The 23,452-nt window shown below is 63.8% G+C and carries 22 protein-coding genes; 12 read left to right on the top strand and 10 right to left on the bottom strand.

Translation table 11 applies throughout. From position 1 onward, the window contains the following. Positions 1-373: 373 nt before the first annotated feature. Positions 374-2,131, top strand: a complete 1,758-nt coding sequence (locus CR152_RS09685; protein WP_099874731.1) for a cation:proton antiporter domain-containing protein — start codon at positions 374-376, stop codon at positions 2,129-2,131. A 22-nt stretch (positions 2,132-2,153) separates the two neighbouring features. Further along, complete coding sequence (locus CR152_RS09680) at positions 2,154-2,894, top strand: substrate-binding periplasmic protein (RefSeq protein WP_099874730.1); 741 nt, start codon at positions 2,154-2,156, stop codon at positions 2,892-2,894. A 1-nt stretch (position 2,895) separates the two neighbouring features. On the opposite strand, the gene CR152_RS09675 is transcribed toward CR152_RS09680, so the two are convergent. Together CR152_RS09675 and CR152_RS09670 are read right to left on the bottom strand one after the other, a co-directional pair. After that, positions 2,896-4,503, bottom strand: coding sequence for an NAD(P)-binding protein (locus tag CR152_RS09675; RefSeq protein ID WP_099874729.1), 1,608 nt, complete (start codon positions 4,501-4,503; stop codon positions 2,896-2,898). Further along, positions 4,503-6,014 carry a polyamine aminopropyltransferase gene (locus tag CR152_RS09670; protein ID WP_099874728.1) on the bottom strand — a complete coding sequence of 504 codons (1,512 nt, stop codon included), beginning with the start codon at positions 6,012-6,014 and terminating at the stop codon, positions 4,503-4,505. Before CR152_RS09670 ends, CR152_RS09675 begins: the two co-directional genes overlap by 1 nt. Before the next feature lie 64 nt (positions 6,015-6,078). Here CR152_RS09670 and CR152_RS09665 point away from each other — a divergent pair, with 64 nt between their 5' ends. The 5 genes from CR152_RS09665 to speD are packed head-to-tail and all read left to right on the top strand — an operon-like array spanning position 6,079 to position 9,621. Then, positions 6,079-6,465 (top strand): DUF350 domain-containing protein, encoded by a 387-nt coding sequence (locus tag CR152_RS09665; RefSeq protein ID WP_229413332.1) that lies wholly within the window; start codon positions 6,079-6,081, stop codon positions 6,463-6,465. A gap of 37 nt (positions 6,466-6,502) precedes the next feature. Beyond that, the gene (locus CR152_RS09660) at positions 6,503-7,549 is read left to right on the top strand and encodes an SPFH domain-containing protein (protein WP_099874726.1); all 1,047 of its coding nucleotides are present in this window, start codon (positions 6,503-6,505) and stop codon (positions 7,547-7,549) included. Positions 7,550-7,559: 10 nt separating this feature from the next. Then, complete coding sequence (locus CR152_RS09655; RefSeq protein ID WP_229413331.1) at positions 7,560-9,038, top strand: DUF4178 domain-containing protein; 1,479 nt, start codon at positions 7,560-7,562, stop codon at positions 9,036-9,038. Beyond that, entirely contained in the window at positions 9,035-9,208 is a 174-nt protein-coding gene (locus CR152_RS33595) for a hypothetical protein (protein ID WP_167399879.1), read from the top strand. The genes CR152_RS09655 and CR152_RS33595 overlap by 4 nt, the downstream gene beginning before the upstream one ends. Beyond that, positions 9,205-9,621, top strand: coding sequence for an adenosylmethionine decarboxylase (speD, locus tag CR152_RS09650; RefSeq protein ID WP_229413330.1), 417 nt, complete (start codon positions 9,205-9,207; stop codon positions 9,619-9,621). The genes CR152_RS33595 and speD overlap by 4 nt, the downstream gene beginning before the upstream one ends. Positions 9,622-9,753: 132 nt before the next feature. Here the strand turns inward: speD and CR152_RS09645 are convergent, their stop codons facing one another. Genes CR152_RS09645 through garD form a run of 3 tightly spaced genes read right to left on the bottom strand, consistent with a single transcriptional unit; the run spans position 9,754 to position 12,984 of the window. Beyond that, entirely contained in the window at positions 9,754-10,608 is an 855-nt protein-coding gene (locus CR152_RS09645; protein WP_267876257.1) for an aldose 1-epimerase, read from the bottom strand. Between the two features lie 16 nt (positions 10,609-10,624). Beyond that, positions 10,625-11,431, bottom strand: coding sequence for an NAD-dependent epimerase/dehydratase family protein (locus CR152_RS09640; RefSeq protein ID WP_099874724.1), 807 nt, complete (start codon positions 11,429-11,431; stop codon positions 10,625-10,627). Between the two features lie 2 nt (positions 11,432-11,433). Beyond that, complete coding sequence (gene garD, locus CR152_RS09635) at positions 11,434-12,984, bottom strand: galactarate dehydratase (protein ID WP_099874723.1); 1,551 nt, start codon at positions 12,982-12,984, stop codon at positions 11,434-11,436. 238 nt (positions 12,985-13,222) lie between these two features. On the opposite strand from garD, the gene CR152_RS09630 reads away from it, so the two are divergent. The 3 genes from CR152_RS09630 (at position 13,223) to CR152_RS09620 (ending at position 16,143) form a co-directional block, all read left to right on the top strand. Continuing rightward, positions 13,223-14,467, top strand: a complete 1,245-nt coding sequence (locus CR152_RS09630) for a CaiB/BaiF CoA transferase family protein (protein ID WP_229413328.1) — start codon at positions 13,223-13,225, stop codon at positions 14,465-14,467. A gap of 131 nt (positions 14,468-14,598) precedes the next feature. Further along, positions 14,599-14,949: a DUF2185 domain-containing protein gene (locus CR152_RS09625; protein ID WP_099874722.1), complete on the top strand. Its 351-nt coding sequence runs from the start codon at positions 14,599-14,601 to the stop codon at positions 14,947-14,949. Positions 14,950-15,492: 543 nt separating this feature from the next. Continuing rightward, a complete protein-coding gene (locus CR152_RS09620; RefSeq protein ID WP_099874721.1) occupies positions 15,493-16,143 on the top strand; it encodes a formylglycine-generating enzyme family protein in 651 nt (216 codons plus the stop codon). Between the two features lie 111 nt (positions 16,144-16,254). Here the strand turns inward: CR152_RS09620 and CR152_RS09615 are convergent, their stop codons facing one another. Further along, positions 16,255-17,469 carry an MFS transporter gene (locus CR152_RS09615; protein WP_099882141.1) on the bottom strand — a complete coding sequence of 405 codons (1,215 nt, stop codon included), beginning with the start codon at positions 17,467-17,469 and terminating at the stop codon, positions 16,255-16,257. A gap of 105 nt (positions 17,470-17,574) precedes the next feature. Here CR152_RS09615 and CR152_RS09610 point away from each other — a divergent pair, with 105 nt between their 5' ends. After that, the gene (locus CR152_RS09610) at positions 17,575-18,471 is read left to right on the top strand and encodes a LysR family transcriptional regulator (RefSeq protein ID WP_099874720.1); all 897 of its coding nucleotides are present in this window, start codon (positions 17,575-17,577) and stop codon (positions 18,469-18,471) included. A gap of 298 nt (positions 18,472-18,769) precedes the next feature. Here the strand turns inward: CR152_RS09610 and CR152_RS09605 are convergent, their stop codons facing one another. The 4 genes from CR152_RS09605 to CR152_RS09590 form a co-directional block, all read right to left on the bottom strand. Next, complete coding sequence (locus CR152_RS09605) at positions 18,770-19,642, bottom strand: hypothetical protein (protein ID WP_099882139.1); 873 nt, start codon at positions 19,640-19,642, stop codon at positions 18,770-18,772. A 17-nt stretch (positions 19,643-19,659) separates the two neighbouring features. Continuing rightward, positions 19,660-20,439, bottom strand: coding sequence for a hypothetical protein (locus CR152_RS09600; protein WP_099874719.1), 780 nt, complete (start codon positions 20,437-20,439; stop codon positions 19,660-19,662). Positions 20,440-20,441: 2 nt separating this feature from the next. Then, entirely contained in the window at positions 20,442-20,945 is a 504-nt protein-coding gene (locus tag CR152_RS09595; RefSeq protein WP_099874718.1) for a hypothetical protein, read from the bottom strand. A 79-nt stretch (positions 20,946-21,024) separates the two neighbouring features. Continuing rightward, the gene (locus CR152_RS09590) at positions 21,025-21,315 is read right to left on the bottom strand and encodes a DnaJ domain-containing protein (RefSeq protein ID WP_099874717.1); all 291 of its coding nucleotides are present in this window, start codon (positions 21,313-21,315) and stop codon (positions 21,025-21,027) included. Positions 21,316-21,500: 185 nt separating this feature from the next. Between CR152_RS09590 and CR152_RS09585 the strand changes: the two genes are divergently transcribed. After that, entirely contained in the window at positions 21,501-23,258 is a 1,758-nt protein-coding gene (locus CR152_RS09585) for a glutamine--tRNA ligase/YqeY domain fusion protein (protein ID WP_099874716.1), read from the top strand. Positions 23,259-23,452 lie beyond the last annotated feature (194 nt).

Here is a 23,452-nt window from a genome sequence, read left to right as displayed (position 1 = left end):
CGGCAGGTCAGTCATATTGCCTCACGGATACAACCTTCCGTTTGCGCCGCCGCAAGCGAAGCGCATCGCCAGCCAGACCCCTTGCCGACTAAACGCCGCTCAGCTCGCTGTTTCAATCCGCTGCCAGCTCCGTCAGCCCTGCAAGCCCCCCAGCCTCGCTAGCCCCGTCAGTCTCGCTAGCCCCGTCAGTCTCGCTAGCCCCGTCAGCTCCGCCAGCCCCTCCAACCCGTCGCACCCGCGCAGGCGGGTGCCCAAGTTTCCAGCTCAGTCATTAACATCAAACATGCCTTCCGGCAGCGCCACCAGACCCCGCCGCCCCACCGCACTGTTATAGAATGGCAAGAGCGATCAACTTCCCGACAGGCCCCACCCCGTGCAAGAGCAACACGCCTTCCCCTTCCTGAGGGAAATCCTCCTGTTCCTCTCGCTCGCGGGCATCCTGATCCCGACCCTGCAGCGCCTGCGCATCAACCAGGTGCTCGGCTTCCTGGCCGTGGGCGCCCTGCTCGGCCCGTTCGGCCTGGGCCTGTTCGCGGATACCCATCCATGGCTGGCCTATCTCACCTTCCCGCGCGCCGAAGGCGTGGTCGCGCTGGCCGAACTGGGCGTCATGTTCCTGATGTTCATGATCGGCCTGGAACTGTCGGCCGCCCGCCTGTGGGCGCTGCGGCGCTGGGTGTTCGGCGCCGGCACGGCCCAGGTCTGCATCAGCGCGGCCCTCCTCGGCGCCGTCATCTACCTGCTGGGCTACCGCACGGAAAGCGCCGTCATCCTCGGCATCGTGCTCTCGCTCTCGTCCACCGCCGTGGTCATGCAGCTGATGAACGAACAGCACAGCACCGACACCCCGCTCGGCCAGGCCGGTTTTTCCATCCTCATGCTGCAGGATCTGGCGGTGGTGCCGCTGCTGATCCTGATCGGCGTCATGGCCAGGGGCGAAAGCGACGGCATCGTCTCGCTGGTGGCCATCACCATGGTCAAGGCGGCGGCCGCCATCGCGCTGATCTACCTGGTCGGCGGGCGCCTCGTCCATCCCCTGTTTCGCATCTTCACGCGCCACCGCCAGCCCGACGTGTTCATGGCGCTGGTGCTGCTCACGACCCTGGGCATTGCCGGCCTGAGCGCGGCGGCCGGCCTGTCGATGGCGCTCGGCGCCCTGATCGCCGGCCTGCTGCTGGCCGAAACCGAATTCAAGCATGAGGTCGAACTCATGGTCGAGCCGTTCAAGGGCTTGCTGATGGGCTTGTTCTTCATGACGGTCGGCATGGGCATGGACGCGCGCCAGATCATCGATGCGCCGCTGTGGCTGGCCGGCGCCGTGTTCGGGCTGATCGCCATCAAGGCCTTGGTCATTGCCGTGCTGTTCCGCATCGGTGGGCTCAGCTGGGGGCGCGCGGTCGAAGGCGGCCTGCTGCTCGGCCAGGGCGGCGAATTCGCCTTCATCGTGATCGGCTACGCCACCGCCAGCAAACTGGTCGACGCCGACCTCGGCGCGCGCGTGATGCTGGCCGTGGGCCTGTCCCTGTTCGTCACCCCCATGCTGGCACGCCTGGGACGCGAGATCGGCACGCGCTGGGAGCCGCGCGACGACGGCCAGGCCGCCACGCCCGACCAGGCCGCGCTGAGCGCCGCGCGCGGCCACATCATCATCGCCGGCTTCGGGCGCGTCGGCCAGCAACTGGCCAAGCTGCTCACGGCCGAAGGCATCGGCTACATCGCCTTCGAGAACGACGCGCGCCTGGCCACCAAAATGCATGGCGAAGGCTTGCCGGTCTACTTCGGCAACGCCGCGCGCGCCGAGCTGCTGCGCCACGTGAATGCGGGCGAGGCCCCGGCGATCGTGCTCACAATGGACCATCCCGCGTCGGCCCTGCACGCGGTGCGCGGCATCCGGCGCGAATTTCCCGACGTGCCGCTGCTGGTGCGCTCGCGCGACGAACAGCATGCGCGCGCCCTGAAACGCGCCGGCGCCACCATCGTGGTGCCCGAAACGCTGGAGGCCAGCCTGCAGCTGTCCGCCTTCGTGCTCGAAACGCTCGGCATGGACGAAGAACGGGTCGACCGCATCGTCGACAGTGAACGCGACCTGTTCCTGGCAACGCTCGACGCCGAAACCCGTACTCATCAATGAAACGGGATGCGATAATCAATTCATGAAAAACCTGGTCCTGCACTTCTCGGTCGTGTGCGCGCTGCTGGTAGCAAAGCCCGCCGCTGCCGAAGTGGTCACCGTCTACACCAGCGCCAATTTTGCGCCGCTGATGCTCGGTGACGGGCGTGGCATGTACCCGGACCTGATCGGCTACCTGAACCAGCGCAAGCTGGGCAAGCTTACTTTCAAGCTGCAGTTCATGCCGCGCAAGCGCCTCCAGGTCAAGCTCGAAGACGGCAGCATCGACGGCATGGTCATCGGCATGATGCCCGAATGGTTCGACGACGTGGAGCAGAAAAAGTATCTGTGGTCGGCGTCGTTCGCGGCCGACCGTTACGCGCTGGTGTCGCTGGCGGCAAAACCGGTCAGCCCGGATGCACCGGCGAGCCTGGAGGGCGCCTCGGTCGGCGTCACCCTCGGCTACCACTATCCCGGTATCGACGCCTGGCTGGCCGGCTCGCGCATGCAGCGCAGCGAAGGTCCGAGCGACGAGAAAAACCTGGAAAAGCTGCTGCTCGGGCGCCTCGATTGCGTGATCGTGGCCGAATCGATGGCCCGCTACTTCATGCGCGCGCACGGCATGTCGTCCAAACTGCACCTGGCCATCCTGGCCAGCCCGCCCACCGAGCGGCGCATGCTGGCGCCGCACAGCCACGCCGCCGCCTTCGGCAAAATCGCACCGGTGCTCAAAAAACTCAAGGACGATCCGGCCTGGCAGCGCATCGTCGCCACCTACCAGTAAATTACCTGAGCACCTTGAGCGCGGCCTGCACGCCCCACCACGCCGCTTCCTCGAACACCGAAAAGCCGGACAGGTCGGCGTGCGCGAACACGATCGGCCCATCGGCTTCGCGCAAGGCCTTCAGGCCCGCATTGCTGCGAAAACCCGGCAGCGGCACCGCCATCGCGTGGCCGCGCAGGGTGATGTCGACCCGCTCCACGCAAGCGGCGAACTTCCAGCCGTAGGCGCTTTTCAGGTCGGCGCTGGCCAGCGCCACCAGCTCGTCGCTGCTGGCCGCCATCATCCACTTGCGCGCCGCGTCGGGCGTACGGTCCGACAGCGCCACGTAGGCGCTGAACACAGTCTTGGCCGGCGGCGCCACGCGGATATCCTGATGGGTCGAGACCACATAGCCCAGCCCCGGCTCCTGGTACACCACGTTATCCCACGCCAGCGGCGCGTGCGGCAGCTCGCGCGGGAAGTCCTTCATGAGGAAATTGGCTACCATCCACGGTGCGTACGATGGCGTGTGGCGCTTCGCATCGAAGCCGTAGGTGGCGATATCGTCGACCACGCGGGCGGCCACGTACAGCGGCATCGCGCACACCGCCTTGCGCGAGCGCACCAGGTAACTGCGCGCCACGCCGTCTTCCAACGTGAAGCACAGCGCTTCCACGCCGGACTCGGTGCGTTTGAGCGAGACCGCGGTGCCGGCCCGGCGCCGCACGCCTGACGCCGCGGCCAGTTTGTCGGCCACCACCTGCATCCCGCCCGGCCAGGTCAGCCAGGCGCCGTTGCCGGCGTTGGCTGCCTGTCCCCAGCGGCTGCAGTAGTAATGCAGCCCGGCCCACGCAGAGACCTTGTCGTAGCGGGTGCCGTAGTCGTCGCGGCAGCAGTAGTTCAGATACCAGTGCAGGGTCGGCGAGCGGTAGCCCTGCTGGTCCAGCCAGTCCTTGAGCGTGATGCGGTCGAGCGCCTCGAACACCGGGTCGAGCGACGAGGTCACGGTAGGGAAGACGAATGCACGCTTGCCGTCAGCCCCGCGCAGCTTGCGCAGGCGTTCGACCTCCGCGAAAAAACGCTTATGCTCGGCCAGCTCCTGCGCCGGTACGCCGTCGGTCGGAATGAAGCCTTCCTGCCATTGGCCGTTGAACAGCAGCCGCTCTTCCGGGCCGTGCAGGACGTAGCGCTCGTCGTAGTAGGGTTTTTCACCGTACGGGTCGCGCTCGATGATGCCAAGGTCGAACAGGATCTCGCGCACATGGACCGACTCCGGCGACGGCAGCGGCAGATAGTGGCCGCCGGTCGGATAGGCCAGCTCGCCGAAATGGCCGCCCGCGGCGTTCCCGAACGGCTGCGGACCGTCGATCATCAACACATTACGCTGCCCTTCGCGCTCCAGCTTCCACGCCGCCGTGAGGCCGGCGATGCCGGAGCCGAGGATCATGATGTCGGTGTCGATCACTTCGATCGGCGCCGGCAGCTTGCCGCGCTCGCGCAAAAAGTGGCCCTCCGTGCGGCCCGGATAATGCACGGTGGGCGTGATCTCGAGCCAGCGCTGGAAGCCGGCCGCGCTCACCGCCGCCGCCCCCACCCCGCCGGCCAATGCCAGGAACGAGCGCCGGTCCATCAGCGGATCACCCTGCCCCAGTCCTGCTCGAACTCGTGCACCAGCGACTGCGTATTGAGCCGGTTCGGCGGCATCTCCAGGCGCTGCATATCGGGCGGGAAGGCGAACATTTCGCGCGTGGTCGCTTCGTTCAGGTAGCGCATCGGCAGCCGGTAGCTGGTGGGCGGCACATACTCCTGCTCGGGCGAGGCCATGATGAAGCCCCACTCGCCGAACGACGGCACATATGCATGGAAGGGATAGGTACGCATGCCGACCTCGCGCAAGGTCGCCTCGATGGTCCAGTAGGCGTGCGGCGCGAAGAATGGCGAGGTCGATTGCACCACCACCAGCCCCTTGGCCGCCACGTGCTTTTTCACCATGCCGTAGAACGGTACCGAATACAGTTTGCCGAGCGCGAAGCTGGACGGGTCGGGAAAGTCGATGATGGCCGCGTCGAACATTTCGCGCGTGTTCTGCAGCCAGATCGCGGCGTCGGCGTTGACGACTTTCACGCGCGGGTCCGAGAACGAGCCGCCATTGAGCTTGACCAGCTCCGGACGGGTGGTGAAGGCCTGCGTCATGGCAGGGTCCAGGTCGACCACGGTGACCTGTTTGATGTTCGGGTAACGCAGGACTTCGCGCAGCGCCAGGCCGTCGCCGCCGCCCAGTACCAGCACGCTGCGCGCCCACGGCAAGGCTTGCAGCGCCGGGTGAACCAGCGCTTCGTGATAGCGGTATTCGTCGCGCGAGGAGAACTGCAGGTTGCCGTTGATGTACAGGCGCATGTCGTCCTTCCAGCGCGTGATCACCAGGCGCTGGTATGGCGTGGTGGTGGAGTACACGATTTCGTCGCCGAACAGGCCGTGTTCGCCCCACTGCACCATGCGGTCCGACAGCGCGAAGCCCATCACCAGCGCGAACATGACAAACGAGGCGCGCAGCACGCGCCCGCCGATATTGGTCAGTTCGGCGCGGAACACGTACAGGGTCCAGAAGCCCACGCCGACGTTGAGCATCCCGAACAAAAAGCCGGTGCGCACCAGCCCCACGTAAGGTGCCAGCACCAGCGGAAACAGCAGCGACACGGCCAGCGCGCCAAGATAATCGAAGGTCAGCACGCGGCTCACCAGGTCATTGAACGCGGTGTCGCGCGCGTTCAGCGCGCGCATCACGAGCGGCACTTCCATGCCCACCAGCGCGCCGATCATGAACACGAGCACGTACAACAGGGTGCGAAACGGAGCCGTCATCCACGAAAACGTCATGAACAGCAGCGCCGCCGACGCCCCGCCGATCAAGCCCACTGCCAGCTCGATGTCGATGAAACGCGACAGCACATCCTCTTCCGCGACGTACTTCGAGAAGTGCGCGCCGACCCCCATGGCGAACAGGTAGCAGCCGATGATGGTGGAGAACTGGAGGATCGAGTCGCCCAGCAGATAGCTGGACAAAGCGCCGGCAATGAGTTCGTAGGCCAGCCCGCAGGAGGCCACCACGAAGACGGAAAGTATCAAAATTCGTTTGGTCATGTAGTATCTTTTGTTCTAAGATCGTCGTTTGCCGCCATCCTGGCCATCTTCATGGGGAAATCTCGTGCCCGCCATCCTAAACTATCTGCTCCACCTTGCAACAGCGGTTGCCATGGTAATGGCGTTTTTTGTCATTTATACGCGCCTGACCCCTTTCAATGAAGTTGCGCTGATCCGCGGCGGCAACCACGCGGCCGCATTGTCGCTCGGCGGCGCGCTGATCGGCTTTTCGCTGACGATCGCCTCGGCCCTGCTGCATACCCCCGACTACTACAAGTTCCTCGAATGGGCGGCCGGCGCGATGCTGGTCCAGGTGCTTGCCTATAACATCGCCACGCGCCTGCTGAAAATGTCGAAGGACCAGATCGAGGCCGACAACTCGGCCTTCGGCGGCCTGCTGGGCGCCATTTCGGTGTCGATCGGCCTGGTCAACGCCGGCGCCCTGTCCTGACCCGCCCTCATTCAACGCATTCCTACCGGAGACCGACATGTCCCTTGGCTCATTCATCAAGAAGCAGTTTATCGACGTCCTGCAATGGAACGAAGAGAACGACGGCGTGCTGGCGTGGCGCTTTCCGATGCAGGACTTCGAAATCCAGAACGGCGCCATCCTCAATGTGCGCGAGTCGCAGATGGCGCTGTTCGTCAACGAAGGCAAGATCGCCGACGTCTTCGGCCCCGGCACCCACAAGCTCACCACCAACACCCTGCCGGTGCTGACCAACCTGAAAAACTGGGACAAGTTCTTCGATTCGCCGTTCAAGTCGGACGTGTACTTCTTCAGCACGCGCGTGCAGACCGGCCGCAAATGGGGCACCCCGCAGCCGATCACGATCCGCGACGCCGACTTCGACATGATCCGCGTGCGCGCCTTCGGCATGTACTCGTACCGCGTTGCCGACCCGCGCCTGTTCTTCACCGAAATCAGCGGTACGCGCGACGTCTACACCCGCGACGAGGTCGAAGACCAGCTGCGCGGCATCCTGCTGGCCACCATGGCCACCTCGCTCGGTACCGCCAAAGTCGCCTTTCTCGACATGGCCGCCAACCAGGCGCTGATGGCGCAGCAGGTCAAGGGCGACCTGTACGCCGCCTTTGCGCGCTACGGCGTGGGGCTTGATGAATTCAACGTCGCCAGCGTCAGCCTGCCGGAAGAACTGCAGGCCGCGCTCGACGAGCGTATTTCGGCCGGCATGAAAGGCGGCCTGTCGGGCGAGAAGATGAGCGGCTTCACCCAGTTCCAGGTTGCCAGCAGCATCCCGCTGGCGGCCCAGAACGAAGGCGGCCTGGCCGGCATCGGCGCGGGCCTGGGGGCCGGCGCGATGCTGGGCCACGCCATGGCGCAGGGCATGAGCGGCTCGATGATCCCGCAGGTGCCGCCGGCGCCGACCGCGCCCTTGCAGCCCACCATGCCGGAAGTCGATCCGATCGAGGAGCGCCTGCTCAAACTCAAGGGATTGCTCGACAAGGGCCTGATTTCGGAAGACGACTACAACAGCACCAAGACGGAGCTGCTCAAAAAACTGATCGGCTAAGCCGCTGTCCATGCAAATCGTTTCCTGCCCAAGCTGCGGCGCCGAAGTCAAGTTCAAATCGCACGCCGCCGTCATGGCGGTGTGCGAGTTTTGTCGCGCCACCCTGCTCAAGGATGCCGAATCGGTCAAGAACCTGGGCACCATGTCGTCGGTGCTGGAAGACTACTCTCCGATCCAGATCGGCACCAGCGGGACCGTCGGCGCGCGCAATTTCACGGTGGTCGGGCGCATCCAGCTGCGCTACGCCGAAGGGATGTGGAACGAATGGTATGTGCTGTACGGCGACGGCGGCAACGGCTGGCTGGGCGACTCCTCGGGCCTGTTCACCATCACCGCCGAACGCAAAGTCGCCGTCGCCCTGCCCGGCTTCGACGCGATCCACGTGGCCAACGCCTACCACATCGACGATCAGCGCTACCTTGCGTCGGAAAAGCGCAGCGGCGAATGCATCGCCGGCCAGGGCGAACTGCCGTTCCGGGTCGGCACGGGCTGGCGCATCCGCGTGGCGGACTTTCGCAGCGGGCCGCACTTCCTGACGCTCGACTACACCGATGGCGAAACGCCGGTGGTGTACACGGGGGTGGCGGTCACGCTGGCCGAAATGCGCTGCCAGCTGCTGCGCGACGATGAACAGATCAAGGCCAGCGCGGGCAAATACCGGGGCAAGGTCGATGCGCTCGACTGCCCCGCGTGCGGCAGCACCATCAGCTATCTGCCGGGCGTGGCGACCAACCTGGTTTGCCCGTCCTGCGCCGCCCAGCTCGACGCCGCGGGTCCCGAGGCCAGCGTTCTGGCAGCCGGCGACAAGGTCGCGCAGATGCGCACCACGATCGAGATCGGCGCCAAGGCGAACATCCACGGCAGCAAGTGCACCGTGATCGGCGCCATGATCCGCGCAACCGGCAGCGATTCGCAGTGGACTGAATACCTGGTCTATAGCGTCAACGCCAACTTCTTCTGGCTGATCGAAAGCGATGACGGCTGGTATCGGGCCGACGTCATGACCCACTGGCCGGCATGGCATCCGACCGCGTCCGAACTGGCCAGGGCCGACAAGGTCGACTACCAAAAAACCGATGACTACATCGCGACCGTGGTGGCGGCGGCCGGCGCGTTCAACTGGCGCGTGGCGGTGGGCGACACCGTGCACGTGATGGAATTCGAGCACGGCAAAAGCAGCCTGGCGGCTGAAATCAGCGCCGGGGAAATGACCTGGTCACGCTCCAAGCCGGTCGCAGCCGACCAGGTCACGGCCTGGTTCAGCAAAGCGGTAAAAAAAACGCGGCCTCCCAAGGTCCGGAAGCGCGCGCCGGCATCGGGGCCGACGCTGTCCGCCACACTGGGCAAATTCTTCTGGTGGCTGCTCGGGTTGAACCTGATTCCGCTGCTATTTAACTTCGGCGCGACCGCCATGTACCTGATCATGGCCTTGCTGGCCATTTGTATTCCGGCGATGTTCACCAGCGTGGCCGGCAAGGATGATGAATGAACGCAAAATATTTTCTGTACGCGGTCGCAGTGGCGATACTCACCACGATCATCAGCTGGATCAGCATGTTCGACTCGTCGAGCAATGGACACGGAGGCGGCCGCGGTGGCAGCAGCTGGAGTTCCAGCAGCGGCAGTTACGGCAGCGGTTCGGGTGGCGGGCATAAGTGATCACGCACGCGCACCGTCCGGCCGGCATTCATCTGCTGATTGATTTTCACGGGATCGATCCGGCCCTGCTGACCGTGAGCGCCGATATCGACGCGCTGCTGCGCGCCGGCGCCGAGGCCGCGGGTGCGCGCATCTTGCACAGTCATTTCCACAGCTTCGGCGAGGCGATGGGAGTGACCGGCGTGGTGCTGCTGGCCGAGTCCCATATTTCGGTCCATACGTGGCCGGAGTACGGTTTCGCGGCGGCGGATATTTTCATGTGCGGCGATGCGCAGCCGCAGCTGGCGTTGCAGGTAATCGAGCTGGCGTTGAAGCCGACGTCGCGCGTGGTGCAGACCATTGAACGTGGCGTGGCCACTCCCGTTGGCCTGTCGATTATCGATAAACCAAGCGCCGTCGTCCCCGCGCAGTGAAGTGACCCAAGATCGATAACCCAAGCGCCGTCGTCCCCGCGCAGGCGGGGACCCAAGTTCGTGCCGGAGCCATAGGCTGATCGAGGTACTTGGGTCCCCGCCTGCGCGGGGACGACGGTCTGAAGTAGCGGGTTAAGTCACCGAAAAACTGAACATCCGCCGCAATCTCTGCCCCGGCGCCAGCATCGTCAAGCCATGCCTTGCCGGCCCACCGGCCATGTTATGCGCGTTGATCAGGTGATCCACCGGTTCGAAGCAGAAAAAATCCCCGCCGGCCGGCGCATACACAATGTAGTACCCGCTATCAGCGGCGATCGCGAGGTTCAAGCCGCTCTCGGGCCAGTGAATGCGCGCCTGCCCATCCCAGCCCTCGAACACATTGTCGATCAAGCCATCAGGCAGCGCGCAGGCACGGTCGAACGACCATGCCTGCGGGATCGCTTCCGCATGCGAGGGCAGCTTGTCGGCACCGGCCATCCACACGCTGCGCGCCGCCGCCTGCAAGATCGTGCCAGGACTGCGCGGCATCCACGGATGTAAGCCCAGACCGAACGGCAGCGCCAGTGCGCCGGTATTGGTCACTTCCAGCGTCACCACCAGAGAATTACCGCGCAAGGCGTATTCGAGCGAGGCGCGATACGAGAATGGCACGCCATCGCGGCGCTCCAGCATCAGCAGCACCTGGCTGGCCGAATGGAACGCCACCGTCCATGGCCGCTGCCAGCCCTCGCCATGAATCGGAAACGGATCGCCTTCGCGGTTGGGCGCGATGTCGTAACGCTCACCGCCATACGAAAAACCACCCGCCATCCGGTTCGACCACGGCACCAGCGGAAAGCAGGCCAATTGATTAGGACGGGGCGCCGCATCGCCCCCGCCATACGGCCGCAGTACCGGAACCGGCGTGCCGCCACCTGTCCAGTCCAGACGCGACAAGGCGCCACCGAAACCCGGAAGGATTTCGGCGGAGAGCTGCGCGTTACGCAGAACCAGCGACGGCAGGCTAGTTATATTGCGGCCCGGTCAAAAGAAAACCGCCACCCTGGAAGGTAATGGTGATGTCGTCGGCCGGCGCGTAGTTGCCGCTATCGGGGAACTTGTGCTCGAACTGGGTCGAGCTGTCCTTGGCCACGAAACCGAGGTGGCGCGATTTGCGGTCGTCCCACCATTTGGCCTTGTTGTCCGACACGCCGAAGGCGATGGTATGGCCCACGCGCGCGGCAAACAGCGAGCAGCGCAGCGCTTCGACCAGGTCGTCGGCGCTAAGGTAGGTGATCATCATGCGCGGATTGGCCGGCTCGGGGAAGCAGGAGCCGATGCGCAGGCATACGGTTTCGATGCCGAAGCGGTCGTAGTAGTAGCGCGACAGCGATTCGCCGAACACCTTGCTGACGCCGTACATGCCATCAGGGCGCGGCGGCATGTCGGCGTCGACCAGGTCGGTGGTCTTGTAGAAGCCCATCGTGTGGTTCGAGCTGGCAAACACCACACGCTTGACGCCGCACTTGTGAATCGCTTCGTACAGATTGGCCATGCCGAGAATATTGGCTTGCATGATCGCGTCGAACGGCGCTTCGGTCGAAATGCCGCCGAAGTGCAGCACCGCGTCCACGCCTTCCATCAGCGCCAGCACGGCGGCTTTGTCGGCCAGGTCGCACTGGACCACTTCTTCGCCCTCGCCGGCCGGGCCGACATCGGCCAGGTCGGACAGGCGGACGATGTCGGCCCATGGTTTGATGCGGTCGCGCAGCAGGCGTCCGAGGCCGCCGGCGGCGCCGGTCAGCAGAATGCGTTTGAATGGTTTGCTCATGATCAGGTCACCGGTGCAGGATTGAAAAGGGTCAGGGCATTGTGCAGCTTCCAGTGTTCGGCCCAGGTCTTGCTGCCGCTGGCGACATCGAGCATCAGCTTGAACAATTCCCAGCCGACGTCTTCGATGCTCGCTTCGCCACTGGCGATGCGGCCCGCATTCACGTCCATCAGGTCGTGCCAGCGGCGCGCCAGGTCGTTGCGCGTGGCGACCTTGATGACCGGGCATTCGGCCAGGCCGTAAGGCGTGCCGCGGCCCGTGGTGAACACATGGATATTCATCCCCGCCGCCAGCTGCAATGTACCGCAGATGAAGTCGCTGGCGGGGGTGGCTGCGTAAATCAGCCCCTTCTGTTTGAGTTTCTCGCCGGGCGAAAGCACGCCAGTGATCGCGGACGATCCCGACTTGACGATCGATCCCATCGCCTTTTCGACGATGTTCGACAGCCCGCCCTTCTTGTTACCCGGCGTGGTGTTGGCGCTGCGGTCGACGCCGCCGCGCGTGAGGTAAGCGTCGTACCAGGCCATTTCGCGGATCATGGCGTCGGCCACGTCGGCGTTGGCGGCGCGCGAAGTCAGCTGGTCGATCCCGTCGCGCACTTCCGTCACTTCCGAGAACATCACGGTGGCGCCGGCGCGCACCAGCAGGTCGGTCGCGTAGCCCACCGCCGGATTGGCCGTCACGCCCGAAAACGCATCGCTGCCGCCGCACTGCACGCCCACCACCAGGTCCGACGCCGGGCAGGTTTCGCGCTGGCGCGCGTTGAGAGCCTGCAGCTGGACCTCGGCGGTGCGCATGATCGAATCGATCATCGACTGGAAGCCCACGTGGCCCTCGTCCTGCAGGCACACGTGCGCCGGATCGGCGCCACTCAGGATCGGGATCGAGCCCTTCGGGAACAGGCGCGCCGGCTGCAGCTTTTCGCAGCCCAGGCTGACCACCATCGCCTGGCCGCCGAAGTTCGGGTTCTGGGTGATGTTGCGCAGCGTGCGGATCGGGATTTCGGCGCCCGGCGCATCGATCGCCACGCCGCAGCCGTAGGTATGTTCGAGGCCGACCACGTCGTCCACGTTCGGGTAGCGCGGCAGCAGTTCGCTCTTGATGCGCTTGACCGCATGTTCGACCACGCCGGAGACGCATTGCACGGTGGTGGTGATGGCCAGGATATTACGCGTGCCGACCGAGCCGTCGGCGTTCCTGAAGCCCTGGAAGGTATAGCCCTCCAGCGGCGCCATGACCGGTGCGGCACGGGTGGCGATCGGCAGCCCTTCGAGTTCGCGCGCGGCCGGCATGCGCAGCACCGCTTCCGAAATCCAGCTTCCTTTCGGCAGCGCGCGCGCGGCGAAACCGATGGTGACGTTGTAGCGGATGACGGCATCGCCCTCGGCAAAGTCGGCCAGGGCCACTTTATGACCCTGCGGCACCGCGTCGACCAGCACCAGCCCGTCCGGAAACACTGTCCCCGCCGGCAAGCCGCCGTCGTTCACCACGATGGCGACATTGTCGCCCGCGTGCATGCGGATATGGAGCGGTGTTTTTTCCGGTGTCGTCATTTTGGTAGCCTTGTCTGCCCGCCCCCGCATGAGCCCGGGAAATGCGGACGCCTTGCGGTCGGTTTTGGTAAGTATGCCAGCAAACTATAAAATCGGCTAGTCCAATTCAAGTTATTGGTCTGACCAATTTAACTTTTCCGCCAAAAATGGTCAGGGCGGTCCGGCCGCGTTGCACGCTTGGCCGCAGAGGGGCTTGAGCCGATATAATTGCTGCCTGATTTGCAACAAGGCACACACAATGACTCAAGCATTTTCGGGCATGCCCAAGGCGCTCGGCCACATCCGCGTACTCGATTTGTCGCGCGTGCTGGCCGGTCCCTGGTGCTCCCAGAACCTGGCCGATCTCGGCGCCGATGTAATCAAGATCGAACGTCCCGGCGTGGGCGACGACACCCGCGCCTGGGGCCCGCCGTACGCGCGCGACGCCGACGGCAATAACACCAGCGAGGCGGCCTACTTCCTGACCGCGAACCGCGGCAAACGTTCCGTCACGGTCGATATTGCCACTCCCGAAGGCCAGGCGCTGATCCGCGACCTCGCGCGCGAGGCCGACGTGGTGCTGGAAAACTACAAGGTCGGGCAGCTGAAGCGCTACGGCCTCAATTACGCCAGCCTGAAAGAGATCAAGCCGGACCTGGTGTACTGCTCGGTGACAGGGTTTGGCCAGGACGGGCCGTATGCGCACCGCGCCGGCTACGACTTCCTGATCCAGGGCATGGGCGGACTGATGTCGGTGACGGGCGAGCGCGACGACCTGCCCGGCGGCGGCCCGCAAAAGGCCGGCGTGGCGCTGACCGATCTGATGACCGGCATGTACGCCACGGTGGCGGTGCTGGCCGCGCTCACGCACCGCGACCGCACCGGCCAAGGCCAGTACATCGACATGGCGCTGCTCGACACGCAGGTGGCGATGCTGGCCAATGTGGGCAGCAATTACCTTAACAGCGGCAAGGCGCCCAAGCGCTGGGGCAATGCGCATGCCAACATCGTGCCGTATCAGACGTTTGCTTGCGCCGATGGGCACATCATCGTCGCGACCGGGAACGATGGGCAGTATCAGAAGTTCGTGGAAGCGGGCGGGCGGCCCGAGTTGGCAGTCGATGCGCGCTTCGTCACCAATCCGCTGCGCGTGCAGCACCGCGATGTGCTGGTGCCGCTGCTGGCGGAGATGGTCGGCACGCGCACGCGCGACGAGTGGATTGCGCAGCTCGAAGCGGTCGGCGTGCCGTGCGGGCCGATCAACGATGTCGGTGAAGTGTTCGAGAACGAACAGGTGAAAGCGCGCGGCGTGGCCATCGAGATGGATCATCCGGCGGCGGGCAAGGTGAAGCTGGTGCGCAGCCCGATGAAGCTCTCGCTCACGCCAGCGCAGGCCGATTTGCCGCCGCCGATGCTGGGGCAGCATACCGATGAAGTGCTGCGCGATTTGCTGGGACGCAGCGAAGAGGAGATTGCGGCGTTGCGAGCGAAAGGTGCGATTTAATTACCTGCCGTAGTTTAAACTTGGACCTGACCACTGCAGTCGGATGAGTTAAAGCCGCCGTCGGCCCGCTATCGGCCAAAAGCAGCCGTTTAGAATTCGTCGATGCAGTATCTCTACAGTGATTGAACAACATGCACACACAGAAATTTGCACTTACTGCTGATCAAATCAAGCCGCTGGCTACCGGTCGAGGTGGCTGTATTGCTACGGATAAGATCACCGTGGAAGGTTTCCCAGTGGGATATATGGTGCGAGAGCCGACTTCTCGTCCGCAAGACAGCGGTTGGTGTTTCATGGGCGGCGACGAGACGCAGGAGTACATGGATGATCCATCGCATCACGGCATCTATGACGTGAACACCATTGCAAATTATTCTCCAGATATCACTCCCTTGCTTGATGCCCCTCCATGCAGTGCGTTTGCCAGGGATGCGGTCAGCGGCAAGCTTGTGCAGGTCCAATATGAGGCGCCGCTGGAATAACAGCTTTCGCTTCGGGTCGCGAGTCGCCTGTCGCGACAGGCCGGAGTCGGCCAGAAGCCGCCATCGGTGGACGGCCATTTCTATAACAACTTAGGTCACTTCATGCCACAGACCCTGTACTGCTGGAGATGTCGAACAGATATCCCAATGCTTACCGACGCTGAGTGGGCGGTCGTTTCGCCAGAGTTAGAAAATGGCGTGGAGCAGATCAAGGCGTATCGAGAGAAGAACCATTGCTCGCTTGCCCAGGCAAGAACTAAGGGGTTTGGTCAAAAGGCATTGGAGCTATACGAGAAAATTACAGGTTTCAAGGAAACAAATCCCGACGCATTGTTTCATCATCGGCTGAGCATTTACGGACCATCATGTGGAACTTGTCACAAACCACTTAGGACACCACAGGCCAGCTCTTGCGCCGCATGCGGATCAAGCCGAAATCCAGCACGGCAATGACGGTCAATAGTCGGCCAAGTGCGGCGAGATAGGCGCGTGGCTACGGCCTGCACTTAGAATGCCGGATTACCCCTTTCCCTTTCATCAAGCATGGAAACCATCAGCATCCCGCCCGGCAGCATCAATCTGCGCGACGACCGCAAGCAACAGAGCTGGGTGGTCGCGCTCGCGCCCTTCGCGCTCGGCAAGTATCCCGTCACGCGGGCGCAATACGCCCAGTTGAGCGGGGGCGCGCCAGAGCCAGGCTCAACAGCCCAGCACCCCGTGGTGAATGTCTCCTGGATCGATGCTGTGCGCTACTGCAACCTGCTGTCATTGTCCCAGGGGTTGGCAACGTCGTACGCGATCGCAGCCGATGGCCAGGCGGTCACGCTCCTGCCAGAAGCGCGCGGCTATCGGCTTCCCACCGAGGCACAATGGGAGTATGCCTGCCGCGCCGGCACCCGGGAACCGCGCTACGGCGAACTCGATGACATCGCCTGGTACCGCGGCAATGCTGCGGGCGCGTCCCAGCCGGTCGGCCTCAAAGCGGCGAACGCCTGGGGGCTGCATGACATGCTGGGCAATGTGTGGGAATGGTGCGAGGACCTGTATGACCCCGAGGTGTACGGCGAGTACCGGGTCTTTCGCGGCGGGGGCTGGGACGATCTGGAGCGCAGCTGCCTGGTCACCAACCGGCGCCGCAGCCATCCGACCTTCGCCATCGATGACCTTGGTTTCCGGGTGGCGCGCCCGGCTTGACGGTCCGCTTTGGGGCGGAAGCTGTCGATCACCGTATGCCCCGTGTCGGATTGCGTGTGAGGTATCACAAAAATTACCCCAACCGTCGATCCCGCGCAGGAAACGGCGCGCTTACGCGACCTTCAAGTTGACCGCCTCAATCGGCGCCAACCCGCGCAAACGCAGCGCAATCGCCAGCGCCAGGCCGAGCGCCAGCGCCAGCAGGCCCACCACCCCGTTCCACCCGGCCCCGCTCCACACCAGCCCCGATACCGACCCGATCACGCTCGATCCGATGTAGTAAAAGAACAGGTACATGGCCGACGCCAGCGCCTGCGGCGCCCTCGCCCGCCGTCCCACCCAGCTGCTGGTCACCGAATGGGTGCCGAAAAAACCGAACGTGAACAAGCTCATACCCGCCAGGATCAGCAGCAGACGGCTGGACAGGGTGAGAACCAGCCCGGCCAGCATGATCGTCATCACCATCCACAACACATTGCGCCGGCCGATGCGGTCGGCCAGCCGGCCCGCCCAGACGGAACTGAACATCCCGATCAGATACAGCACCGACAGCGCCCCCACCGCACTCTGGCTCATATTGAATGGCGCGGCCAGCATGCGGTAGCCGATGTAGTTATACAGGCTCACGAACACACCCATCACCAGGAAGCCGAGCCCAAACAGCCACGGCATGCCGTCATCGCGCAGGTGCGTGCGGGCGCCTTCCAGCAAACCACGCAGCCCGGGTTTACCGCCTCTGAAATTGCGCGACTCCGGCAAACTGCGCGCGAACTCCCATGCCGCATACAGGCCGGCGGCGCCCATCAGCCCCAGCGCCAGGCGCCACGAGTAATGGTCGCTGGCCACGGAAGCGACCACCCTCCCCGCCATGCCGCCGAGCGCGGTGCCGCTGATATACAGGCCCATGGACAGGCCCAGCGACGGCCCCTCGATCTCCTCGCTCAGGTAAGCCATGGCGACGGCCGGCATGCCGCCCAGCGAAAAACCGAGCAAGGCGCGCAGCACCAGCAACTGGGCGTAGTTCTGGGCCAGCGCGGTCAGCACCGTGAAACCGGCGGCGGCCACCAGGGCGAACGTCATCAGCTTCTTGCGACCAATGCGGTCCGACAGGGCGCCGCTGATCACCAGCGACACCGCCAGCGCCAGCGTGGCAATCGACAGCGACCAGCTGCTCTGGGCTGGCGTGAGCGCGAACTGGTGCGCCAGCAGGGGCATGAGCGGCTGCACCGAATACAGCAGCGCGAAGGCGGAAAAGCCGCCGCACAGCATGGCGCGGTTGATCCGTTTGAAGGCGGGAGAACCGGCGGTGACGACGCTGGAAGACATGATGAGCAACCCGAAGTGAATAGACTGAAGCCATCTTAGGTTTGCGCTTTTATACTGTCCAATATATATTTAAGTCGTTTCTCATACATCGAATCGATTACAGACATGGAATTTCGCCAGCTCCGCTACTTCATCGCCGTGGCCGAGGAACTGCATTTCACGCGCGCGGCCGAGCGCCTGCACATCGGCCAGCCCCCGCTCAGCCACGCCATCCAGTTGCTGGAAGCGGATGTCGGCGCGCAGCTGTTCGAGCGCACCAAGCGCTGGGTCAGGCTGACCGAAGCCGGGCGATTGTTCCTGGACGATGCACGCCGCATCGTGGCCTTGTCGGAGCAGGCCACGGCCACCGCGCGCCGGGCCGAGCGCGGCGAGGCGGGCGAACTGCGCATCGGCTTCACGTTCTCGACGCCGCTCACGCCCCTGTTTGCGAACGTGATCAACCGCTACCGCCAGCGGTATCCGGCGGTGACGCTGACCTTGCACGAAATGGCCACCGTGCCGCAGCTCGACGCGCTGGCGCGGCGCGCGCTCGACTTGGGATTCGTGCGACCGCCCGAGAACGGACTGCCCGAGAACATCGGCCTGACGGCGCTGCGCGAGGACCCGCTGGTGGCGGTGCTGCCGACCGGCCTGGCCCTGGCGCGCAAACAGGCGGTCGCGCTCAGCGAGATGGCAGAACTGCCGTTCGTGATGTATCCGCATAGCGCGGGGACGGGGATTTATCCGCAGATTTTCAGGCTGTGCAGGGATGCGGGCTTCGTGCCGAGGGTGGAGCAGACGGCGGGGGAAGCGTCGACCATCATCGGGCTGGTGGCGGCGGGGTGCGGGGTGTCGGTGCTGCCAGGGTCGTTCGAGAGGATCAGGATGGATGGGGTGTGTTATCGGCCGTTGCTCGATCCGGCGGCGACGACGACCTTGCTGCTGGCGCAGAGGAAGGGCGAGCATGCCCCGTTGGTGCAGGCGTTTTTGGCGCTGGCGACGGAGGCGGCTCTTTTGAGTTAGCCTCCGCTCCGTCGTTCCCGCCTCTCCAGGAACTGGCGATTCGACTCGATGGCGTTAGGTTCAGCGGTTTCTGACCACAAACTTCAAGACCGTCTTTCCCGCGCAGGCGGGAATCCAAGTTTCAATGAGCCGCCTGCAACTGCGCTACGGAATTGGATTCCCGCCTGCGCGGGAATGACGAAGCTTGCGGTATCGGCATTTACCCCGGGACTTGCCTTGTTCCACGGAATTCGAGGAGTTTCTTGGAAACTGGGACCTGCGCGGGAACGACGGTCTTAAGGGTAGCGAAGATTAGCCATCAACCGTAATCCGCATCCAGCTCCGACCCCGCATAATTCTCGAACTCCGCAAACAAGGTCTTCATCGCCGTGCGCGTACGAATTTTCTGGATGACGGTGCAATTGGTCCGATACGACGCAATCCGCTCCGCGATCACCGGCTGGTGCTGCACCGGCACCTGCTTCATCAGCGCCGCCCAGCCCTCCTCGTAATCCGGCTTGTTCTTGCGTACCGATTTCACCAAACGCTCGAAATCGGCCTGCCCCGTGCGCGCCACGATCCGTCCGCCGCCTTCGATCGCGAAAATGATCGCTACCGCAATCACGCCTTCCGCGTTCAGATCGGCGTCGTTGATCGGCCCCGCGTAATGGTGGCGCCGCAGCCAGCCGGCCGCGCGCACGATCGCCTGCACCGCCTTGCGCTGTTTGTACTGCACTTCGAACTTCTCGTACCCGGCCCAGTTCTGATGCGGATCGGCGCTGCAGATGTCGACGAACAAATCCTTCAGGCGCCGCTGCGCGTACACCGGGTCCTGGTCGTATTCGCCCACCAGCGAATCCTCGGGCAAGGCGGCCAGGTCGCGCACCATGCGAAAACCCGCCTGGAACGCATGCTCGGCCCCGTGCTCGATCAGGAAATCGAGCGCCGCTTCGTCGCCCTCGTGCATCAGCTCATGCTCCAGCCCCAGCGACACGCAGCCCACCGTCAGCAGCAAGGCTTTCTGGATGCCTTCGGCGGTGCGGTCGTTGGTGAACTTTTCGGCCACCATGGCGGTGATGCCGGCCAGCTCGTCGGCCAGGATCACCGACTCGTCGCCGATCTCGCGCGCAGACAGGCAACGGATCGCCCGCACCAGCCGCGGCAGGCGTTCGACGACGATGGCGGGCAGCATAGTCTGCGCCGCCTCCATCACGAGAAGATTCCCGTGCCGATGCTCTTGCGCACGCCGCGCTTGGGCACGTTGCTGCGCGACGATGGCACCTGCTTGCGCAAGCGGTACAGCAATTCCTTGGTCGATCGCTGCAGGAATTTCTGCTCTTCGTCCGGATCGTCGTTGTACTCGGCGTCAGCCAGGTCGCCGCTGTGGCGGAAGTCGGGGAACAGCTCGAACAAGGCACGGTCCCAGCCATCTTCGCTGGCCTTGGCCAGTTCGATCGCCAATGGCGCCACGTCGCTGTCGGACGAGGTCTGGCTGGTGATGTACGGGCCCTTGGCCAGCACTTCGCCGGCCAGTTCCAGCATCTCTTTGGGCGCCATGGAGAACAGGATCGCGAACACGGTCGCGCCGTGGTCGGTGGCCGAGGCTTCGGCCAGCAGCTCCTGGCGGCGCTCCGGGTCGTCGGCCGAAAAGACGATGCCGTGCACATGCGCGAACAGGGTCTCGGCGACGCGCTCAGGGTCGTCTTCGATCATGTCGTCCGACCAGGTGGCGGCGAAAAACGCCAGGCTGTCGGCCCACGCCTTGGGCGGCACGAGCAGGGTGGCCAGCGAGGTCTTGCCGCCGTCAAAACCGGACAGGTGCAAGGCCGTTACCTGAGGGGCGAGCGAGGCGAGTACCTCGACCACGGCCAGGTCGCCATGCTGCTCGACCGCCTCGGAAAACGCATGCTCGGCATGCGACAGCGAACCGGCAAGCACCAGTTCGCTGATCTGTTTCGATAACGCGGGCAGATTGCTGTTTTCGCTCATGCTCAATCTCCTTCCTTGTCGAACATCTGGGCGAAGTCGTCGGTGACGCCTTCATCTTCGTCATCGTAACGGTCGTCGCCGTCATCGTCGCGCGAGAGCTGTTCGAGCGATTCGTCGTCCTCGTCCCACAGGCGCGGGTGCTTGAACAGGAATGCGGTGATGATGGCCTGGCGCGCCAGATCCGGGTGGTTCTCGGTCATGGCGTTGTACATGGCTTCGGCGTCGCCTTCGCAGGCGGCCATGGCGAACACTTTTTCCGGGCTGCCGCCTTCGTACTCGCCCGCTTCCGCCAGCAAGCCCTTGGGATTGCTGAAGGTGATGTGATCGACCAGCGCGAAGCTCATCATGTTGACGTCTTCGATGCCGCCGCCGCTGGCGTATTCGCTCACGAGCGCGCCGAGCATCATGTCGTAGTTCTTGCGGTTCGGCGGGTCGCCCAAAATGCCATCGATCTGGCCGCCGAGTTCGCGCGACTGGTAGGCAAATTCGGGATGTACTTTTCTCATTTTCTGATCCTGTTGGTAATGCGTATGACTGCGCTGATGAACTGCGCGTGGATGTGGGCGCGGAGTTGGGGGGCGGCGCTTACGCCGGCAGGGTCACGCCGTTCAGGCTGAACAACGAACGCCACAAGGCAAATGCCTCTTCCTCGGCATCGATGATGATGCGGTGGTTGACGCTCTGGTTGTATTCCTCGCGCTTGGCCGGGTCGGACAGGATTTCGTAAGCCTTGGTGATGCTCTTGAAACGCACTTCCGCACCGGGCGCGTCGTTGCGGTCCGGATGGAAACGCATCGCCAGCGAGCGGTAAACCTTCTTGATCTCGTCGTCGGTCGCATTCGGCGCCACGCCGAGGATGGTGTATAAATTGTCCACGGGAAACTCCTGCTGCCGAAACTGTAAAGCGAGATTATCCTATAGAACGGCATCGGCCGGGCGGAACGCGGGTGCCGGTACCAATACATGCCACGCTTCGAGTCTGACCCACGCCTATTCGGAATTGGATACACACCTATTTGCGTTAAAATGACACAACCTTATCATTCGCAAAGCATCTCTCCATGAGCAACGAAAAAAACACTGCGGCGCCGGCTGCGAATGCCCCGTCGCCGAACTTCCTGCGTGCCATCGTCGAGAACGACGTGGCCGCCGGCACCCACGCCCGCGAGGGCTTGCCTCCAGTTATTACCCGCTTCCCGCCGGAGCCCAACGGCTACCTGCACATCGGCCACGCCAAATCGATCTGCGTGAACTTCGGCCTGGCGCGCGACTACCAGGGCCGCTGCAACCTGCGTTTCGACGATACCAATCCGGCCAAGGAAGAACAGGAATACGTCGACACCATCATCGACAGCGTCAAGTGGCTCGGTTTCAGCTGGGAACAGAACGGCGATAGCCACCTGTACTACGCGAGCGACTATTTCGAGCGCCTGTACCTGATGGCCGAGTACCTGATCACGGCCGGCTACGCCTACGTGGACAGCCAGAGCGCCGACGACATCAAGAAGAACCGCGGCAACTTCGGCACGCCGGGCGTCAATTCGCCGTTCCGCGACCGCGCGCCGGAAGAATCGCTGGCGATGTTCCGTGACATGAAAGCCGGCAAGTACAAAGACGGCGAGCACATCCTGCGCATCAAGATGGCCGCCGATTCGATGGCCTCGCCCAACATGACCAACCGCGACCCGGCCATCTACCGGATCCGCCACGCGCACCATCACCGCACGGGCGACGCCTGGTGCATCTATCCGATGTACGACTTCACGCACCCGATTTCGGACGCGCTGGAAAACATCACCCATTCGGTCTGCACCCTCGAATTCCAGGACCACCGCCCGTTCTACGACTGGCTGCTGGCGACCCTGGCCGAAGGCGGCTTCTTCAAGCAGCCGGTGCCGCGCCAGTACGAATTCGCGCGCCTGAACCTGACCTACGTCGTCACCAGCAAGCGCAAGCTGCGCGACATGGTCGACGAAGGCATCGTGACGGGCTGGGACGATCCGCGCATGCCGACCATCGTCGGCCTGCGCCGGCGCGGCTACACGCCGGAAGCGATCCAGCTGTTCTGCGAGCGCATCGGCGTCTCGAAGGCCGACGGCTGGATCGACATGAGCACGCTGGAAGGCTGCCTGCGCGACGACCTCGACCCGAAAGCGCCGCGCGCCACCGCCGTGCTGCGTCCGCTGAAATTGATCATCGACAACTTCCCGGAAGGCGAGTCGGTCGAATGCAGCTCGCCGGTGCACCCGCACTTTCCGGAGCGCGGCCTGCGCACCTTCCCGATCACGCGCGAACTGTGGATCGAGCAGGATGACTTCATGGAGGTGCCGAGCAAGGGATACTTCCGGTACTTCCCGCCGATCGGCGACGCCCCCGGCAGCCGCGTGCGCTTGCGCCACGGCTACGTTACCGAGTGCACCGGCTACGACAAAGATGCTGCGGGCAACGTTACCGCCGTGCACGTTAAGTATTTCGAAGACAGCAAATCGGGTACCGAAGGTTCGAACACGTACAAGGTCAAAGGTAACATTCACTGGGTCAGCGCTGCCACCGCGCTGGAAGCGGAAGTGCGCCTGTACGACCGCCTGTTCACCGAGCCGCAGCCGGATGCGGGCGGACGCGACTGGAAGCCGTTCCTCAATCCGAACGCCCTGGAGGTGGTCACCGCCTACCTGGAGCCGGGCATGAGCGCGGCCGAAGCGGACCAGCGCTTCCAGTTCGAACGCCATGGCTACTTCGTCGCCGACCGCGTCGACTCCACGCCAGGGAAGCCGGTATTTAACAGAGTTACCACTTTGAAAGATAGCTGGGTCAAATAAACGTTGCCTAAACGCGACATTTTCGCCCCCCCGAATCCCGCCCCGGTGACTGCTGTGGCGGGATTCTTTCTATATTCAGACTTTTCCGATATCCATACCTAGCAGGGTCACTAGGTATTCTGACAACAAACTTCCGGTTAATGTAGATCAAACAATGCATCGCCATTTGCGGGTACCGAAAGGAATGCAACGCG

This window comes from Massilia violaceinigra (assembly GCF_002752675.1).
GTDB lineage: Bacteria > Pseudomonadota > Gammaproteobacteria > Burkholderiales > Burkholderiaceae_D > Telluria_A > Telluria_A violaceinigra.
This window is presented reverse-complemented; position numbering and strand designations above follow the sequence as displayed.

What these genes read in the sequence shown, in the direction of transcription:
- CR152_RS09620 (WP_099874721.1), top strand. Translation starts at nt 15,493, where the DNA reads ATGGAAACCATCAGCATCCCGCCCGGCAGCATCAATCTGCGCGACGAC.
- CR152_RS09660 (WP_099874726.1), top strand. Translation starts at nt 6,503, where the DNA reads ATGTCCCTTGGCTCATTCATCAAGAAGCAGTTTATCGACGTCCTGCAA.
- CR152_RS09680 (WP_099874730.1), top strand. Translation starts at nt 2,154, where the DNA reads ATGAAAAACCTGGTCCTGCACTTCTCGGTCGTGTGCGCGCTGCTGGTA.
- CR152_RS09670 (WP_099874728.1), bottom strand. Translation starts at nt 6,014, where the DNA reads ATGACCAAACGAATTTTGATACTTTCCGTCTTCGTGGTGGCCTCCTGC.
- CR152_RS09625 (WP_099874722.1), top strand. Translation starts at nt 14,599, where the DNA reads ATGCACACACAGAAATTTGCACTTACTGCTGATCAAATCAAGCCGCTG.
- CR152_RS09640 (WP_099874724.1), bottom strand. Translation starts at nt 11,431, where the DNA reads ATGAGCAAACCATTCAAACGCATTCTGCTGACCGGCGCCGCCGGCGGC.
- CR152_RS09595 (WP_099874718.1), bottom strand. Translation starts at nt 20,945, where the DNA reads ATGAGAAAAGTACATCCCGAATTTGCCTACCAGTCGCGCGAACTCGGC.
- CR152_RS09655 (WP_229413331.1), top strand. Translation starts at nt 7,560, where the DNA reads ATGCAAATCGTTTCCTGCCCAAGCTGCGGCGCCGAAGTCAAGTTCAAA.
- CR152_RS09585 (WP_099874716.1), top strand. Translation starts at nt 21,501, where the DNA reads ATGAGCAACGAAAAAAACACTGCGGCGCCGGCTGCGAATGCCCCGTCG.
- CR152_RS09630 (WP_229413328.1), top strand. Translation starts at nt 13,223, where the DNA reads ATGACTCAAGCATTTTCGGGCATGCCCAAGGCGCTCGGCCACATCCGC.
- CR152_RS33595 (WP_167399879.1), top strand. Translation starts at nt 9,035, where the DNA reads ATGAACGCAAAATATTTTCTGTACGCGGTCGCAGTGGCGATACTCACC.
- CR152_RS09605 (WP_099882139.1), bottom strand. Translation starts at nt 19,642, where the DNA reads ATGCTGCCCGCCATCGTCGTCGAACGCCTGCCGCGGCTGGTGCGGGCG.
- CR152_RS09675 (WP_099874729.1), bottom strand. Translation starts at nt 4,503, where the DNA reads ATGGACCGGCGCTCGTTCCTGGCATTGGCCGGCGGGGTGGGGGCGGCG.
- garD (WP_099874723.1), bottom strand. Translation starts at nt 12,984, where the DNA reads ATGACGACACCGGAAAAAACACCGCTCCATATCCGCATGCACGCGGGC.
- CR152_RS09610 (WP_099874720.1), top strand. Translation starts at nt 17,575, where the DNA reads ATGGAATTTCGCCAGCTCCGCTACTTCATCGCCGTGGCCGAGGAACTG.
- CR152_RS09600 (WP_099874719.1), bottom strand. Translation starts at nt 20,439, where the DNA reads ATGAGCGAAAACAGCAATCTGCCCGCGTTATCGAAACAGATCAGCGAA.
- CR152_RS09615 (WP_099882141.1), bottom strand. Translation starts at nt 17,469, where the DNA reads ATGTCTTCCAGCGTCGTCACCGCCGGTTCTCCCGCCTTCAAACGGATC.